Source organism: Kitasatospora sp. NPDC041917 (genome assembly GCF_055589745.1).
The window spans coordinates 43828-59555 of the sequence record NZ_JBVJBI010000004.1; the positions used below are offsets into that span (position 1 = coordinate 43828).

Below are 15728 nucleotides of genomic sequence, written 5' to 3' on the forward strand. Positions count from 1 at the left end.
TGGCCGCATGACGCCGTACGACGTGATCGTTCCGGCGGGCGGGGCCGCCCGGCGCCTCGGCGGCGCCGACAAACCCGGGCTGACGGTGGGCGAGACCACCCTGCTGGACCGGGTCCTCGCCGCCTGCGCGGGCGCCCGTACCGCCGTCGTGGTCGGCCCGGCCCGGCCGACCGTGCTCGGCGGCGTCCACTGGACCAGGGAGCGGCCGCCCGGCGGCGGGCCGGTGGCCGCCGTCGCGGCCGGGCTCGGCCTGGTCACCGCGGACACCGTGCTGCTGCTCGCCGCGGACCTGCCCTTCCTGGACCGGCGGACGGTGGAACGGCTGGTCGCCGCCCTCGACGGGGCCGGCGCGGCCGCGGACGCCGCCGTGCTGGTCGACGCGGGCGGCCGCGACCAGCCGCTCGCCGCCGCCTACCGCACCGGCCCGCTGCGCGCCGCGCTGGCCGCGCTCGGCGATCCGGCCGACCAGCCGCTGCGCCGCCTGGTCGGCGGGCTGGCCCGGCTGCGGGTGGCCGACACCGACAACGTCGCCTACGACTGCGACACCTGGGAGGACCTGGAGCAGGCCCGCGAGCGCGACCGGACGTGACCCCCACCGGCACCGTCACCGGCGTGTGAGCGAAACGACGCGCGCCGCACACGGGGCGAACACCTCGGCGAACCGGCCATCGGGCAGCATGGGCGCATGGAGCGCACGCTGGATGACTGGATCGCCGAGGTCAAGGCCGACCTGGGCATCGACCTGGACGTCGACGTCCGTGGTCTGCTCGACACGGCCCGGGTGGTCGCGCACGGAGTGGCCCGGCCGGCCGCACCGCTGACCGCCTTCCTGATCGGCTACGCGGCCGCCCGGCAGGGCGGCGGGGCGCAGGCCGTCGCCGAGGCGGCCCGGCGGACCGAGGCGCTCGCCGAGCGCTGGGGCGCCGCCGAGCGGCCGGACGAGTCGTGAGCGCGGTCGGACAGTCCACCGTGGCCGCACCGTCCACCGGCCCCGGCGTGCTGAGCTGGCCCCGGGCCCGGGAGACCGCGCGCCGGGCCGGGCTGCGCCCGCTGCCCGGGGTCCGGGCCCCACTGGCCGAGGCGCTCGGCCGCACCCTCGCCGAGCCGCTCTCCGCGCTGACCGACCTGCCGGCCTTCGACACCTCAGCGATGGACGGCTGGGCGGTCGCCGGCCCCGGTCCGTGGCGGGTCGCCGGCCGGGTGCTGGCCGGCCGGGCCGAACCGGCCGAGCTGGCCGACGGCACCGCCGTGGAGATCGCCACCGGCGCCCAACTCCCGCCCGGAGCCACCGCCGTACTGCGCCGTGAGCACGGGCGGACGGACGGCGTGCTGCTGCACGACCGCGGCCCGCAGCCGCTGACCACCGGCCAGGACGTCCGCCCGCGCGGCCAGGAGTGCCGCCGGGGCGAGGAGTTGCTGCCGTCCGGCGTTCCGGTCGGGCCGGCCGTGCTCGGCCTGGCCGCCGCCTGCGGCCACGACCGGCTGTCGGTCCACCGTCGCCCGGAGGTCCAACTGCTCGTCCTGGGCGACGAGTTGCTCACTGCCGGGGTGCCCGGGCCGGGGCTGGTCCGGGACGCGCTCGGGCCGCTGCTGCCGCCCTGGCTGCGGGCGGCCGGCGCCGACCCGGCCGAAGTGGGGTACGTCCGGGACGACTTCGGGCTGCTCCGGGACGCGCTGCGGCACTCCACCGCGGACCTCGTGGTCACCACCGGCGGAACGGCCGCCGGGCCGGTCGACTTCCTGCACCGGGCGCTCGCCGACGTCGGCGCCCGGCTGCTGGTGGACGGCGTCGCCGTCCGGCCGGGCCACCCCATGCTGCTGGCCGAACTCCCCGGCGGACGCCACTTGGTGGGCCTGCCCGGCAACCCGCTGGCCGCCGTCGCCGGGACGGTCACCCTCGCCCTGCCGTTGCTGCACGCCCGCAGCGGACGGACCGTCGGCGCCCCCGTCCTCGCCCCGGCCGCGGCGGCCCTGCCCGGGCACCGGACGGACACCCGGCTCCACCCGGTCCGGCGGACCGCCGAGGGCGTCCTGCCGCTGCCCTTCGACGGACCGGCGATGCTGCGCGGGCTCGCCCGGGCCGAGGCGCTGGCCGTGGTGCCGCCCGGCGGGGCGGCGGCGGGGGAGCCGGTCGAACTCCTGGAGGTGCCGTGAACCGATTCCGACGCAACCTGGCCCCGGGGACGGAGCCGTGGGCGGACGCCGGGATCGTGCTGCCCGCCCGGCGGGCCGATCCCGCCGTCCGGCAGGTCGGCTTCCGGCTACTGCTGGCGCTCGCCGTCCTGGTCGCCACCTCGTTCATCGTCTACCTGGACCGGGCCGGCTACAACGACAACGCCGGGGGCGAGCTCAGCTTCCTGGACGCGGCGTACTACGCCACGGTGACGCTCTCCACCACCGGGTACGGCGACATCACCCCGTTCAGCGACAGCGCCCGGCTCACCAACATCTTCGTGATCACCCCGCTGCGTGTGGTGTTCCTGATCATCCTGGTCGGCACCACCCTGGAGGTGCTCACCGAACGGACCCGCCTGCAATGGCGGTTGAACCGCTGGAGGTCCACCGTGCGCGAGCACACCGTCGTCATCGGCTACGGGACGAAGGGCCGCAGCGCCGTCGACACCCTGCTCGGACAGGGGGTGAAGAAGGAGGAGATCGTCGTCGTCGACCCGCAGCGCAAGGTGATCGACCACGCCGCCCAGCACGGCCTGGTCGGGGTGGTCGGCGACGCCACCCGCACCGACACCCTGGTGCGCGCCGCGCTGCCCACCGCCGCCCGGGTGGTGGTCGCACCGGAGCGGGACGACACCGCCGTGCTGATCACGCTGACGGCCCGGCAGCTGAACAAGACCGCCACCGTGGTCGCCGCCGTCCGGGAGGACGAGAACGCGCCGCTGCTGCGGCAGAGCGGGGCCGACGTCGTGGTCACCAGCTCCAGCTCGGCCGGACGGCTGCTCGGGATGTCGATGCTCAGCCCGCACGCCGGGGCGGTGATGGAGGACCTGCTGACGTACGGCAACGGGCTGGACGTGGTGGAGCGCCCGGTCACCCGGGCGGAGGCCGGGCACAGCCCGCGCGAGTGCGCGGACCTGGTGGTCGCGGTGGTCCGGGGCCGACGGGTGCTCAACTACACCGAGCCGGAGGCCGCCGTGCTCCAGCTCACCGACCGGGTGATCGTCATCAAGTCCAGTACGGTCCCGCCGACCGGCTGAGCCGTAGCGCGCAACCGCCCCGGCCCCGCAGTAGGTTCGGGGCATGCATGCGATGACGATTCCCGTACCCGGAGGTCCCGAGGCACTGGTGTGGGCCGAGGTGCCCGACCCGGTGCCCGCCGAGGGCGAGGTCCTGGTCGAAGTGGCGGCCACCGCCGTCAACCGTGCCGACCTGCTCCAGCGGCAGGGCTTCTACAACCCGCCGCCCGGCGCCTCGCCCTACCCGGGGCTGGAGTGCGCCGGGCGGATCGTCGCGCTCGGCCCCGGGGTGTCCGGCTGGGCGGTCGGCGACGAGGTGTGCGCCCTGCTGTCCGGCGGTGGCTACGCGCAGCGGGTCGCGGTGCCCACCGGGCAGCTGCTGCCGCTGCCCGCGGGGCTGTCCGTCGAGCAGGCCGCGGCGCTGCCCGAGGTCGCCTGCACGGTGTGGTCCAACGTCTTCCTCACCGCGCACCTGCGGCCCGGCGAGACGGTGCTGCTGCACGGCGGCGCGAGCGGGATCGGCACGATGGCGATCCAGCTGGCCAAGGCGGTCGGCGCGCGGGTCGCGGTCACGGCGGGCAGCCGGGAGAAGCTGGCGCGCTGCGCAGAGCTGGGCGCGGACATCCTGATCGACTACCGCGAGCAGGACTTCGTCGAGGCGCTCCGGGAGGCCACCGGCGGGGCCGGGGCGGACGTGATCCTGGACATCATGGGCGCCAAGTACCTCCAGCGGAACGTGGACGCGCTGGCGGTCAACGGGCGACTGGTGATCATCGGACTCCAGGGCGGGGTGACGGGCGAGCTCGACCTCAACGCGCTGCTGCGCAAGCGCGGCGCGGTGATCGCCACCAACCTGCGCGGGCGGCCGCTGGCGGAGAAGGCGGCGATCGTCGCGGCGGTGCGGGAGCACGTGTGGCCGCTGGTCGAGTCCGGGGTGGTGCAGCCGGTGGTGGACCGGGTGCTGCCGCTGGCCGACGTGGCCGAGGCGCACCGGGTGCTGGAGCGCGGGGAGCAGGTCGGGAAGGTCGTGCTGCGGGCCTGAGAAGGGGGCGGCCCGGCGGCGGGGCGACGGCAGGCAGGGCGTGAAATCGCCCGAAATGCCGTAGCGCCGGGGGCGTGGGAATCTGGTCCGGAGCAGTCCCGCCGCCGATCCCGCCCCCGGGCGCCGTCGGCCGTCGGAAGGACTCCGACCGTGGCCGCATCACCGCACGCATCCCTCGGGCCGCTGCCCGTCGCGCCGCACCACCGTCGTACTTCCCGCCGCTCCCCGGGCCGTGTCCAGCGGCTGGTCGCGGCGGCCGTGCTGGGGCTCGCGCTCCCACTGGCCGCCGCCTCGGCGGCGATGGCACTGCCCTCGTCCGCAGTGCTGTCCCCGCCGGAGGCCGCTCCCTCGCCGGAGGCGGGGGCGAGCGCCGGGCAGGGCGGGGAACCGGACACCTCCGGGCCGGTGGCCGCGCCGCGGCGACGGCCGGTGCCGCACCCGCATCCGAAGCCGAAGCCGGACGGCGACCTCCCGCAGGCCCACCGGCACCACCCGGCCTCGCTGCCCGAGCGCTCCGACGCCGCCGTGGAGCAGGCACCCGAGCAGGCCGTCGAGCAGGCGCCCGAGCAGGCGCCCGAGCAGGCTCCGGAGCAGGCGCCCGAGCAGGCCGTCGAGCAGGCGCCCGAGCAGGCGCCCGAGCAGGCTCCGGAGCAGGCCCCGGAGCAGGCCCCCGAGCAGGCCGCCGAGCAGGCCCCGGAGCAGGGGGTCGAGGCCGAGCCGCCGAAGACCGACGGAAAGGCGGCGGAGGGCGAGGCTCCCGGCGATGCCGCCGTCCCGGACCCGGCCGCCGTGGACACCGCGGACGCCGCCACTGCCGCCGGACAGCCGGTCGCGGCCGTCGCCGCCGTGCCCGCGATCTTCCCCGTCCACTGGCAGGACGCCTCCACCACCCAGCTGCCGCTGGGCGTCGGCCTGGGGCTGATCGGCTGCGGCCTGGGACTGGTCGGCGTGCGGCTGCGCAAGGGCTGAGGCGCCGGTGCCGCGGCCGGGTGCGGTGGCTCGGGTGCCCGCGGCTCGGGTGCCACGGCTCGGGTGTTGCGGCTCGGGGACCGCGTCCGGGCGGGCGGTTCCGGGGCTCAGGGGCGGAACCGGAGCGTTCCCGGGGGCGGCGCGCCCGGTGCGGGGCCGGGCTTCCGGCGGGCGCGCGGCGGCGGGCCGGTGCGGTCCGGGCCGGGGCACCGTCGGCGGGCGGGCGGCGGCCGGGGAGCGGGAACTGAGTATCCGTACGGATTCCCGTGCGGCGGCCGGGGGCGTACCTTCGTCACGGGTGGCGCAGGACGGCGGGACGACCGGGGGCTTCCGCCCGACCAACCCCAGTGAGAGAGAATGTTGTTCATGACGAATCCGATGAACGAGCGCCCGTCGCAGGAGCCCTTCCGGGCCGCCGGCGGGCAGTCGCAGGACGGCCAGAAGGTGCTGATCGTCGGACCGGACGGGCTGCCCGTGGGCCAGGGGTTCGCCGGCACGGTCGGGGACGGGGACGACGAGGGCGACGTGCCGCGTGAGCTCCCGGTGACCGAGATGGTCGAGCAGCCCGCCAAGGTCATGCGCATCGGCAGCATGATCAAGCAGCTGCTGGAGGAGGTCCGGGCGGCGCCCCTCGACGAGGCGAGCCGGGCCCGGTTGAAGGACATCCACGCGAGCTCGATCAAGGAGCTCGAACTGGGACTGGCCCCGGAGCTGGTCGCCGAGCTGGAACGGCTGTCGCTGCCGTTCACCGACGACACCATCCCGACCGAGGCCGAGCTGCGGATCGCCCAGGCCCAGCTGGTCGGCTGGCTGGAGGGCCTCTTCCACGGCATCCAGACGGCCCTGTTCGCGCAGCAGATGGCGGCGCGGGCCCAGCTGGAGCAGATGCGGCGGGCACTGCCGCCCGGTCTGAACAGCGGCGAGTCGGACGAGGACGAGCCGGGCCCGGGCCGCGGCATCCGCTCCGGTCCCTACCTGTAGCCGCACCCGGCGGGTACCCGCCGGTACCCGCCGGCGGGTGCGGCCGGTCCGCCCGGACCGCCGCCGGACCGGACGTACCACGACGGTCCGCCCCGGCCCCGCCCACCGGGACCGGGGGCCGGCGGCCCGGGACCGCTCCCCGGCCCTGGGCCGATCACCGTCGGCGCGAGCCGATACCCTGACCCCTGTCGCCGGCCGGTGGAACCGCCGCGACAGGGGCCCGCCGGGCCAGCGGGCCGGGCCCACCACGCACGGACGAGACCGAACGTCAGGCTGCGGCGAGCACGCCCGCGCCGAGGGGGAGCAGAGGACCATGAGCGAGCACGGCAACGCGGCGGTCGAGGGCTTCTCGCTGGGCAACGGCCGCTATGTGCTGCAGCGGCTGCTGGGCGAGGGCGGCATGGCCTCCGTGCACCTCGCCCACGACCGCGTGCTGGACCGGCAGGTCGCGCTGAAGAGCATGCACAGCGAGCTGGGCCGGGACGACTCGTTCAAGGAGCGGTTCCGCCGCGAGGCCCAGGCCGTGGCCCGGCTGGAGCACCCCAACATCGTCACGGTGTACGACAGCGGCGAGGACGTCGCCGCGGACGGCTCCAGCACGCCGTACATCGTCATGCAGCTGATCGACGGCAAGGGTCTGCGCGAGGCGATCAACGAGGCGATCGGCCAGTACGGCGCGATGCCGGCCGAGGAGGCCCTGAAGGTCACCATCGGCGTGCTGAACGCGCTGGAGGCCTCGCACGACATGGGCCTGGTGCACCGCGACATCAAGCCCGGCAACGTCATGTTCGACCGCAAGGGCAACGTCAAGGTCATGGACTTCGGCATCGCCCGTGCGCTGGAATCCGGCGTCACGTCGATGACCCAGACCGGCATGGTGGTCGGCACCCCGCAGTACCTCTCGCCCGAGCAGGCGCTCGGCAAGCCGGTGGACGCCCGCTCCGACCTGTACTCGGTCGGCGTGATGCTCTTCGAGATGATCACCGGGCAGCTGGTCTTCGACGGCGACTCGGCGTTCTCGATCGCCTACAAGCACGTCCAGGAGGAGCCGCCGGCCCCCTCCACCCTCAACCGCTCGGTCACCCCCGAGGTGGACGCCTTCGTCGCCCAGGCGCTGCGCAAGGACCCGGCGCACCGGTTCCAGAGCGCGGCGGCGATGCGGGACGAGGCGGAGCGGCTGATCGAGGCCGCCAAGGGCGGCGGCAACGGGCAGTGGCTGCAGGCCAGCACCCCGCTGGTGATCAACGAGGGTCCGCGCTCGGTGCACGCCGCCCCGCAGGCCCCGCAGGCCCCGCAGGCGCCGCACAACCCGCAGACGCCTCAGCCGCAGTACCTCCAGCAGGGCGGGCCGCAGCAGTACCGGACCCCGCCGCCGGCGTACCCGACGCCGCAGCCGCAGACCCCGCACCCCTTCCCGCAGCAGTACCAGACCCCGCCGCCCGCCTTCCAGCCCCCGCGTCCGCAGGCCCCGCACACCCCGCACCCGCAGTTCCTGCAGCAGGGGGCGCCGCAGGCGCACACCCCGCCGCCGCAGCCGATGCCGCCGTACCAGCAGCCCAAGGCGCCCACCGGCGGCGGCTGCTCGACGGCCGTGGTCGTGATCGGGATCATCGTCGGCGTGCTGGTGCTCGCGGGCATCATCATCGCCATCGTGGTCAACAAGGCGGACGTGAAGACCGGCGGCAAGTACAGCCACGGGGAGCGTCCCGCCAACGTGCTGGTCGTCGACCTCCCCGCCGACCGGAATGGCCTGCTCTGACGGATTCCGGCCGGTTCGGGGGTGCCGCGTCCGTCCGCCGGAAGCGGTAGCGTTCGGGGATACGTAAGCGACAGGGCAGCGCGATCCGAGCGAACGCCCGGGGCGAGGAGCGATGGCACAGACGCAGCAGCCGGACGACGACGCGGGTGTCCGAGCGGTCGGCCGGACCGGCGGGACCCCGAGGATTCCCGAGCCCGGCAGCGAGGCCCAGACCTCGGCGCTGCCGCCGTTCGGCGGTCCGCAGACCCCGGGCCGCGGCACCGCCGTGCCGCTGAGCACCGTCGGCGACGGCCGCTACCGGCTGACCTACCGGCTCGGCCGTGGCGGCATGGCCGAGGTGTTCGCCGCCGAGGACGTGCGGCTCGGCCGCACCGTCGCGGTCAAGCTGCTGCGCGGCGAGCTGGCCCAGGACGACGTCGCCCGGCTGCGCTTCACCCGCGAGGCACACGCCGTCGCCGCGCTCAACCACCACTCGATCGTCGCGGTCTACGACACCGGCGAGGAGTACGTCGGGGACGAGTCCACGCCGTACATCGTGATGGAGCTGGTCGAGGGCCGCACCGTCCGCGAGCTCCTGGCGGACGAGGAGGCGCCGCCGGTCGACCAGGCGCTGATCATCATCGCCGGGGTGCTGGAGGCGCTCGCCTACAGCCACCGCAACGGCATCGTCCACCGTGACATCAAGCCCGCCAACGTGAGCATCACCAACGCCGGCGCGGTCAAGGTGATGGACTTCGGCATCGCCCGGGCGCTCACCGGCGGGGCGACCACGATGACCCAGACCGGCATGGTCATGGGCACCCCGCAGTACCTCTCGCCCGAGCAGGCGCTCGGCAAGCCGGTCGACCACCGCTCGGACCTGTACGCGGCCGGCTGCATGCTCTACGAACTGCTCACGCTGCGCCCGCCGTTCACCGGTGACACCCCGCTGTCGGTGGTCTACCAGCACGTCCAGGACCCGCCGCTGCCGCCCTCGCAGGCCAACGGCCGGGTGCCGACCGGGCTCGACCCGCTGGTGCTGCGCTCGCTCGCCAAGAACCCGGACGACCGCTTCCAGGACGCCGACGAGTTCCGCGCCCACGTGCAGCACGCGCTGCGCGAGATGCACGGCGCGGGCGGGGCCGGCTGGGTCGGCGCGACCGCGGGCGACACCGGCGCGACCCAGGTGCTCCGGCCGGACCAGGCCGCGGCCACCGCGGCCTTCGGCGCGGTGCGCCCGGGCGACCAGACCTCCGTGCTGCCGTACCCGACGGGCGGCCCGCACACCCCCTCGTCGCCCTACCCGGCGGCCGGCGGCCCGTACGGCGACGGCCCTGGCGAGGAGGACGGCGGCGGCCGGCGGCGCGGGCCGTGGGCCTGGGTGGCCGGTGCGATCGCCGTGCTGGTCGCGGCCAGCGCGGGCATCGCCTTCGCGCTCAGCGGCAACGACACGGTCGACCCCACGGTGTCCCCGACGCAGCCCCCGGCGGTCACCAGCAGCGACACGCCCGTGCCGGTCCAGAGCGGCCTGACGCCCCCGCCCGCCTCGGGCTCCGGCAGCAAGAAGCCGCAGCAGCCGACCGACCCCAACACCGCCGGGAACACCACCGGGAACAGCGGCAACAACATGTCGCCGTCGCCGGGTTGGGGCAAGCACAACACGCCGACCCCGACACCGACCGGGAGCGCGAGCCACACGCAGACGTCCGCGTCGACGGCGTCCTCGACCGGTGGCTCGACGCCGGGCGGGGGCGGCAACACGCCGCCGCCGAACCCGCTGCCGACCAAGACGATCCCGCCGGTGACGCCGCCGGCCTCGCTGCCCGCGCAGCCCGGGACCGGCTGACCGGCCGACCGGCTGACCCGCCTCGGCCGGTCCTGCCGACCTCGCGGGTCGGCCGGACCGGCCGGTGGACGCGGTCAGTTGGCGAAGGCGTCCAGGACCTGTTCGTACTCCTGGCACCACCACGCCAGCTGCCCGGCGGAGGCGGGGTAGAGCGGGTCGGCCCGGTGGTCGGCCCGCTGGTAGCGCCACTGCAGCATCCAGAAGTCGTTCAGCCGCTCCCACCAGACCCGGTGGACGGCGGCGGCCAGGTGCTCGGCGGTGGCGGCGCCGGAGGCCCGGTAGGCCTGTGAGTAGCGGCGGACCCGGACCAGGTCGAGGACGCCGGACGAGCGGTCGTTGAAGAGCAGCGTGGCGGCCCGGACCGCCTCCTCGGCGCGTGGCTGCGGGCCGAGCTTGTCCCAGTCCAGGACGGCCGTCACCCGGCCGCCCCGCGGGCCGTCGTCGTACAGCAGGTTGAGGCCGTGGAAGTCGCCGTGGGTCCAGCCGGTGGGGGGCGCGGCCGCCGGGGCGGGGCGGCGGTGGGCGTGCTCGGCGAGCAGTTCCAGCCGTTCCGTGAGCCGTTCCACCACCAGGGCGTCCAGCTCCCCGGCGGGGTGCTGCTCGCGGGCGCGTCGTCGCAGGTCGTGGGCGAGGGCGGCGCTGTCGACGGCGTCGGCGCTCCGGTATCCGGCGGGTTGTTCGAGGGGGGCGCAGACATCGTCGAGTGCGCCGTGCAGTCGGCCGAGCAGCGTGCCGAGCGCGTCGCACTGCGACGGTTCGAGCTCGCCGCCGTGCCGGTGCCGGCCCTCGACCCAGGGGAACAGCGCGAACAGCCGGCCGCCCCACGAGGCCACCGTGCCGGACCGTTCGGCGCAGGCCAGCGGGGGCGCGACGGGCAGTCCGAGGGCGTTCAGCGCGGCCATCGCGCGGTGGTGGGCGACGATCTTCGGGCGGCTGGCGGTGGCGGAGTCGACGTAGCACTTCAGGAAGTACGGACCGGCCTCGGTGGTGACCAGGTACCCCCGGTTCAGCAGGCCCTCGGCGACCGGTTCGGCGGTCAGCAGCCGTCCTGTCCGGTAGCGGGCCAGTACCTCGGCGAGCGCGCCCAGCGGGACGGGTGGGCTGAGGGTCCCCATCGGCGGTGCGGAGAGGTCGGGGCGGGCCGGGGCGCAGGCGAGGGTCTGGCTGAAAGTCACGTGCAGAGGTTATGGCCCCCTTGCGGGGGCCCTTGACAAGCCGTCAGTTCTGTGCAGTCGTGCGGTCAGTACTGGTGGTCGGCCTGGTGCCGCGCCACGAAGGCGGCCGCCTGGGTGCGCCGCTCCATGCCCATCTTGGCGAGCAGACTCGAGACGTAGTTCTTCACCGTCTTCTCGGCCAGGTGCAACTCGTTGCCGATCTGACGATTTGTCATACCTTCGCCGATCAAATCCAGGATCCGCCGCTCCTGCTTGGTGAGCTGGGCGAGCCGCTCGTCCTCCTTCTCCCCGCCGTCGCGCAGCCGGGCGAGCACCCTGCTGGTGGCGATCGGGTCGAGCAGCGAGCGGCCGGCCGCGACGTCCCGGACGGCGGTGATCAGGTCGGTGCCGCGGATCGCCTTCAGCACGTAGCCGGAGGCGCCGGCCATGATCGAGTCGAACAGCGCCTCGTCGTCCGAGAACGAGGTCAGCATCAGGCACTTGATCTCCGGCAGCCTGGACCGGATCTCGCGGCAGACCTCGACCCCGTTGCCGTCCGGCAGCCGGACGTCGAGCACCGCCACGTCCGGGTGGACCGCCGGGATCCGGGTGAGCGCCTCGGCGGCCGTGCCGGCCTCGCCGACCACCTCGATGTCGTCCTCGACCGAGAGCAGATCGTGCACGCCCCGCCGGACGACCTCGTGATCGTCGAGCAGGAATACCCTGATTTGTCCGTTATCAGTCACGTCCAAAGCCTCCCATACCACCGTACGAAAGACCTATCACCCGTACCCCGGTCACGACGTGATCCGGCCAGAGCCGTCCGAAACCGATACCGAGAACCCCCTTACGCACGGGCTTCCGCCCGGATAACGTGCGCTGGTGTCCTGAAGGCGCTCGAATTGAGAGCTGCGTCACGCCGACCGTCACCCCCACCCTTCCGACGGCGAGCCGATCGCGGCACCCTCGGGGTTGTAGGCCCTGAACAAGTAGGACGTCCTAGCGCAAGCGCGTCGAGGGCGGACGCTGGGTAACGTTCTCGTGAGGGACGCCGTCGGAACAGGATCACCACCTGCCCCGCAGTGGGAGCGCACACCCACGCGCGCCCCGCGAGGCGGTGACCGGACCGGTCACCGGCGACCCCGGGCGGCCGGACAGACCGAGGAGTGAACGTGACCGTCAAAAGCACGGCGAGGGCTCGCAAGAAGGCGGCCCCCGGCGTCCCTGACACCCTCCGCGCCAAGGGCAAGGACGCCCAGCCGGAGCTCGTCCAGCTGCTCACGCCGGAAGGCGAGCGGGTCGAGCACCCCGACTACCCCCTCACCACCACTCCCGAGGAGCTGCTCGCCCTCTACCGCGACCTGGTGCTGGTGCGCCGGTTCGACGGCGAGGCCACCGCGCTCCAGCGCCAGGGCGAGCTGGGCCTGTGGGCCTCGCTGCTCGGCCAGGAGGCCGCCCAGGTCGGCTCCGGCCGCGCCATGCGCCCCGGCGACTACGCCTTCCCCACGTACCGCGAGCACGGCGTCGCCTGGTGCCGCGACGTCGACCCGCTGAACCTGCTCGGCATGTTCCGCGGCGTGAACCACGGCGGCTGGGACCCGAACGAGAAGAACTTCCACCTGTACACCATCGTGATCGGCGCGCAGGCCCTGCACGCCACCGGCTACGCGATGGGCATCACCAAGGACGGCGCCGACGACGCGGTGATCGCGTACTTCGGCGACGGCGCCTCCAGCCAGGGCGACGTCAACGAGGCCTTCACCTTCGCCTCGGTCTACAACGCGCCCGTGGTCTTCTTCTGCCAGAACAACCAGTGGGCGATCTCCGAGCCCACCACCACCCAGACCAAGATCCCGCTGTACCGCCGCGCCTCCGGCTTCGGCTTCCCCGGCGTCCGGGTCGACGGCAACGACGTGCTGGCCTGCCTGGCGGTCACCCGCTGGGCGCTCGACCACGCCCGCAGCGGCAACGGCCCGGTGCTGATCGAGGCGTTCACCTACCGGATGGGTGCCCACACCACGTCCGACGACCCCACCCGCTACCGGCACGCCGAGGAGACCGAGGCCTGGAAGGCCAAGGACCCGATCAGCCGGCTCCGCGCCCTCCTGGAGAAGGAGGGCCTGGCCGACGAGGCGTTCTTCGCCGCCGTCGACGCCGAGAGCGAGCAGCTGGGGCTGCGGGTGCGCGAGGGCGTGCGCGGCATGCCGGACCCGGACCCGACCCTGATCTTCGACCACGTGTACAGCGAGCCGCACACGCTGGTCGATGAGGAACGGGCCGAGTACGCCGAGTACGCGGCCTCCTTCGAGGCGGGGGAGAACCACTGATGGCCGGTCAGCTGAGCATCGCCAAGGCGCTGAACGGAGCGCTGCGCAAGTCGCTGGAGAACGACCCGAAGACCGTCCTGATGGGCGAGGACATCGGCAAGCTCGGCGGCGTCTTCCGGATCACCGACGGCCTCCAGAAGGACTTCGGCGAGGACCGGGTGATCGACACCCCCCTCGCCGAGTCCGGCATCATGGGCACCGCGATCGGTCTGGCGCTGCGCGGCTACCGTCCCGTCGTGGAGATCCAGTTCGACGGCTTCGTCTACCCGGCCTTCGACCAGATCGTCTCCCAGCTGGCCAAGATGCACGCCCGTGCGCTGGGCCACGTCAAGCTGCCGGTCACCGTGCGCATCCCCTACGCGGGTGGCATCGGCGCGGTCGAGCACCACAGCGAGTCGCACGAGGCCTACTTCGCGCACACCGCCGGTCTGCGCGTGGTCACCCCGGCCAGCGCGCACGACGCGCACTGGATGCTGCGGCAGTCGATCGAGTCCGACGACCCGGTCATCTTCCTGGAGCCCAAGCGCCGTTACTGGGACAAGGGCGAGGTCGGCGACGCCGCGGACCTGGGCCTGCACGACGCCCGGATCGTCCGGCCCGGCACCGACGCGACGCTGATCGCGTACGGCCCGATGGTCAAGGTCTGCCTGGAGGCCGCCGCGGCCGCCGAGGAGGACGGCCGCCGGCTGGAGGTCGTCGACCTGCGCTCGCTCTCCCCGGTGGACTTCGCCGCCCTGGAGGAGTCGGTCAAGCGCACCGGTCGGGCCGTCGTGGTGCACGAGGCACCGGTCTTCCTGGGCATGGGCGCCGAGCTGGCCGCCCGGCTGACCGAGAAGTGCTTCTACCACCTGGAGGCACCGGTCCTGCGGGTCGGCGGCTACCACGCGCCGTACCCGCCGTCCCGGGTCGAGGAGGCCTTCCTGCCCGACCTGGACCGCGTGCTCGACGCCGTCGACCGCGCGCTCGCGTACTGAACCGGGGAGCGAAGATGACCACCGAAGTTCGCTCGCTCCGCGAGTTCAAGATGCCCGACGTGGGCGAGGGCCTCACCGAGGCCGAGATCCTCAGCTGGTACGTCAAGCCCGGTGACACCGTCACCGACGGGCAGGTCGTCTGCGAGGTGGAGACCGCCAAGGCGGCCGTGGAACTGCCCATCCCGTTCAACGGGGTGGTCGAGAAGCTGCACTTCCCCGAGGGCGCGACGGTCGACGTCGGCACCGTGATCATCTCGATCGCGGTCGCCGGGGAGGCGGGGGCCGCGGCTCCGGCCGCCCCCGCCGCGGCTCCGGCGCAGGCTCCGGCTCCGGCTCCGGCCGAGGAGGCCGAGCCCGAGCGGCGCGAGGTGCTGGTCGGGTACGGCCCGCGCACCGGCACCGCCCAGCGCCGGGCGCGGCGGACGACCACCACCAGGGTCGCCGCGACCACGCCGGCTCCGGCGGCCGCTCCGGCCCCGGTCGCCGCCCCGGCTCCCGCGGCGCCCGCGCCGGTCGCCGAAGTGCCCGGCGGGGAGCGGCCGTTGGCCAAGCCGCCGGTGCGCAAGCTGGCCAAGGACCTCGGCGTCGACCTGCGCGCGGTCACCCCGACCGGCCGGGACGGCGTGATCACCCGCGAGGACGTGCACGCCCACGCCGCCGCTCAGGCCGCTCCGGCGGCTCCGGCCGCCGCGGTGGCGGAGGTGGCCGGAACGGCCGTGGCCGAGCCGGCCGCGCCGCAGGTGCTGGTGCCCGCCGCGGGCGACGTCCGGGTGCCGATCAAGGGCGTCCGCAAGGCGACCGCGCAGGCGATGGTGGCCTCGGCCTTCACCGCCCCGCACGTCACCGAGTTCGTGCAGGTCGACGTGACCCGCACGATGAAGTTCGTCCGCCGGCTCAAGGAGAGCGGGGAGCTGGGCCGGGACGTCCGGGTCAGCCCGCTGCTGATCGTCGCGAAGGCGCTGCTCACCGCGATCAAGCGGCACCCCGGGATCAACGCGCAGTGGGACGAGGCGGCCCAGGAGATCGTCCTCAAGGGCCAGGTGAACCTGGGCATCGCCGCGGCCACCCCGCGCGGCCTGATCGTCCCGAACATCAAGGACGCCGGGTCCAGGACCCTCGCCGGGCTGGCCGCTTCGCTCGGCGAGCTGGTCGAGACCGCCCGTCAGGGCAAGACCTCGCCGGCCGACATGCAGGGCGGGACGGTCACCATCACCAACGTCGGCGTCTTCGGCGTCGACACCGGCACCCCGATCCTCAACCCGGGCGAGGCCGCCATCCTGGCCTTCGGGGCGGTCCGGGAACTGCCGTGGGTGCACAAGGGCAAGGTGGTCCCGCGTCAGGTGACCACGCTGGCGCTCTCCTTCGACCACCGCCTGGTGGACGGGGAGCTGGGCTCCAAGGTGCTGGCCGACGTGGCCGGGCTGCTGGAGCGCCCGAAGCGCCTGATCACCTGGGGCTGACGGAACCGACGGGACCGAAGGAACCGGCGGGACCGAAGAAACCGAC

General features: G+C 74.5%; 12 protein-coding genes and 1 pseudogene. 11 read left to right on the forward strand and 2 right to left on the reverse strand.

The genetic code is table 11. The annotated features are described in order from the left end of the window. Positions 1-7: 7 nt before the first annotated feature. The 8 genes and pseudogenes from ACZ6EM_RS05930 (at position 8) to ACZ6EM_RS05965 (ending at position 9767) form a co-directional block, all read left to right on the forward strand. Positions 8-949: pseudogene (locus tag ACZ6EM_RS05930) on the forward strand (NTP transferase domain-containing protein). Then, complete coding sequence (locus ACZ6EM_RS05935; RefSeq protein ID WP_452178192.1) at positions 946-2154, forward strand: molybdopterin molybdotransferase MoeA; 1209 nt, start codon at positions 946-948, stop codon at positions 2152-2154. Before ACZ6EM_RS05930 ends, ACZ6EM_RS05935 begins: the two are co-directional and overlap by 4 nt. Beyond that, on the forward strand, positions 2151-3212 hold the full coding sequence (locus ACZ6EM_RS05940; protein ID WP_401045272.1) for a potassium channel family protein: 1062 nt from the start codon (positions 2151-2153) through the stop codon (positions 3210-3212). The genes ACZ6EM_RS05935 and ACZ6EM_RS05940 overlap by 4 nt, the downstream gene beginning before the upstream one ends. Before the next feature lie 43 nt (positions 3213-3255). Further along, positions 3256-4233 (forward strand): NAD(P)H-quinone oxidoreductase, encoded by a 978-nt coding sequence (locus ACZ6EM_RS05945; RefSeq protein ID WP_465771802.1) that lies wholly within the window; start codon positions 3256-3258, stop codon positions 4231-4233. A gap of 150 nt (positions 4234-4383) precedes the next feature. Further along, positions 4384-5202 (forward strand): hypothetical protein, encoded by an 819-nt coding sequence (locus tag ACZ6EM_RS05950; RefSeq protein WP_465771804.1) that lies wholly within the window; start codon positions 4384-4386, stop codon positions 5200-5202. Positions 5203-5568: 366 nt separating this feature from the next. After that, positions 5569-6183: a bacterial proteasome activator family protein gene (locus ACZ6EM_RS05955; RefSeq protein WP_380353386.1), complete on the forward strand. Its 615-nt coding sequence runs from the start codon at positions 5569-5571 to the stop codon at positions 6181-6183. A gap of 313 nt (positions 6184-6496) precedes the next feature. Further along, positions 6497-7942: a protein kinase domain-containing protein gene (locus ACZ6EM_RS05960; RefSeq protein ID WP_465771805.1), complete on the forward strand. Its 1446-nt coding sequence runs from the start codon at positions 6497-6499 to the stop codon at positions 7940-7942. Between the two features lie 112 nt (positions 7943-8054). Further along, the gene (locus ACZ6EM_RS05965; protein ID WP_401054555.1) at positions 8055-9767 is read left to right on the forward strand and encodes a protein kinase domain-containing protein; all 1713 of its coding nucleotides are present in this window, start codon (positions 8055-8057) and stop codon (positions 9765-9767) included. Positions 9768-9841: 74 nt separating this feature from the next. Here ACZ6EM_RS05965 and ACZ6EM_RS05970 read toward each other — a convergent pair whose 3' ends face one another. Together ACZ6EM_RS05970 and ACZ6EM_RS05975 are read right to left on the reverse strand one after the other, a co-directional pair. Next, positions 9842-10942 (reverse strand): phosphotransferase, encoded by a 1101-nt coding sequence (locus tag ACZ6EM_RS05970; protein ID WP_359897692.1) that lies wholly within the window; start codon positions 10940-10942, stop codon positions 9842-9844. A gap of 65 nt (positions 10943-11007) precedes the next feature. After that, a complete protein-coding gene (locus ACZ6EM_RS05975) occupies positions 11008-11667 on the reverse strand; it encodes a response regulator transcription factor (protein ID WP_359897693.1) in 660 nt (219 codons plus the stop codon). A 426-nt stretch (positions 11668-12093) separates the two neighbouring features. Here ACZ6EM_RS05975 and pdhA point away from each other — a divergent pair, with 426 nt between their 5' ends. Genes pdhA through ACZ6EM_RS05990 form a run of 3 tightly spaced genes read left to right on the forward strand, consistent with a single transcriptional unit; the run spans position 12094 to position 15682 of the window. Beyond that, complete coding sequence (pdhA, locus tag ACZ6EM_RS05980; RefSeq protein WP_380353393.1) at positions 12094-13248, forward strand: pyruvate dehydrogenase (acetyl-transferring) E1 component subunit alpha; 1155 nt, start codon at positions 12094-12096, stop codon at positions 13246-13248. Next, positions 13248-14222 carry an alpha-ketoacid dehydrogenase subunit beta gene (locus tag ACZ6EM_RS05985; RefSeq protein WP_396300480.1) on the forward strand — a complete coding sequence of 325 codons (975 nt, stop codon included), beginning with the start codon at positions 13248-13250 and terminating at the stop codon, positions 14220-14222. Before pdhA ends, ACZ6EM_RS05985 begins: the two co-directional genes overlap by 1 nt. Positions 14223-14236: 14 nt before the next feature. Beyond that, complete coding sequence (locus ACZ6EM_RS05990) at positions 14237-15682, forward strand: dihydrolipoamide acetyltransferase family protein (protein ID WP_401053118.1); 1446 nt, start codon at positions 14237-14239, stop codon at positions 15680-15682. Positions 15683-15728: the final 46 nt, after the last annotated feature.

What these genes read in the sequence shown, in the direction of transcription:
- ACZ6EM_RS05955 (WP_380353386.1), top strand. Translation starts at nt 5,569, where the DNA reads ATGACGAATCCGATGAACGAGCGCCCGTCGCAGGAGCCCTTCCGGGCC.
- ACZ6EM_RS05990 (WP_401053118.1), top strand. Translation starts at nt 14,237, where the DNA reads ATGACCACCGAAGTTCGCTCGCTCCGCGAGTTCAAGATGCCCGACGTG.
- ACZ6EM_RS05945 (WP_465771802.1), top strand. Translation starts at nt 3,256, where the DNA reads ATGCATGCGATGACGATTCCCGTACCCGGAGGTCCCGAGGCACTGGTG.
- ACZ6EM_RS05965 (WP_401054555.1), top strand. Translation starts at nt 8,055, where the DNA reads ATGGCACAGACGCAGCAGCCGGACGACGACGCGGGTGTCCGAGCGGTC.
- ACZ6EM_RS05960 (WP_465771805.1), top strand. Translation starts at nt 6,497, where the DNA reads ATGAGCGAGCACGGCAACGCGGCGGTCGAGGGCTTCTCGCTGGGCAAC.
- ACZ6EM_RS05985 (WP_396300480.1), top strand. Translation starts at nt 13,248, where the DNA reads ATGGCCGGTCAGCTGAGCATCGCCAAGGCGCTGAACGGAGCGCTGCGC.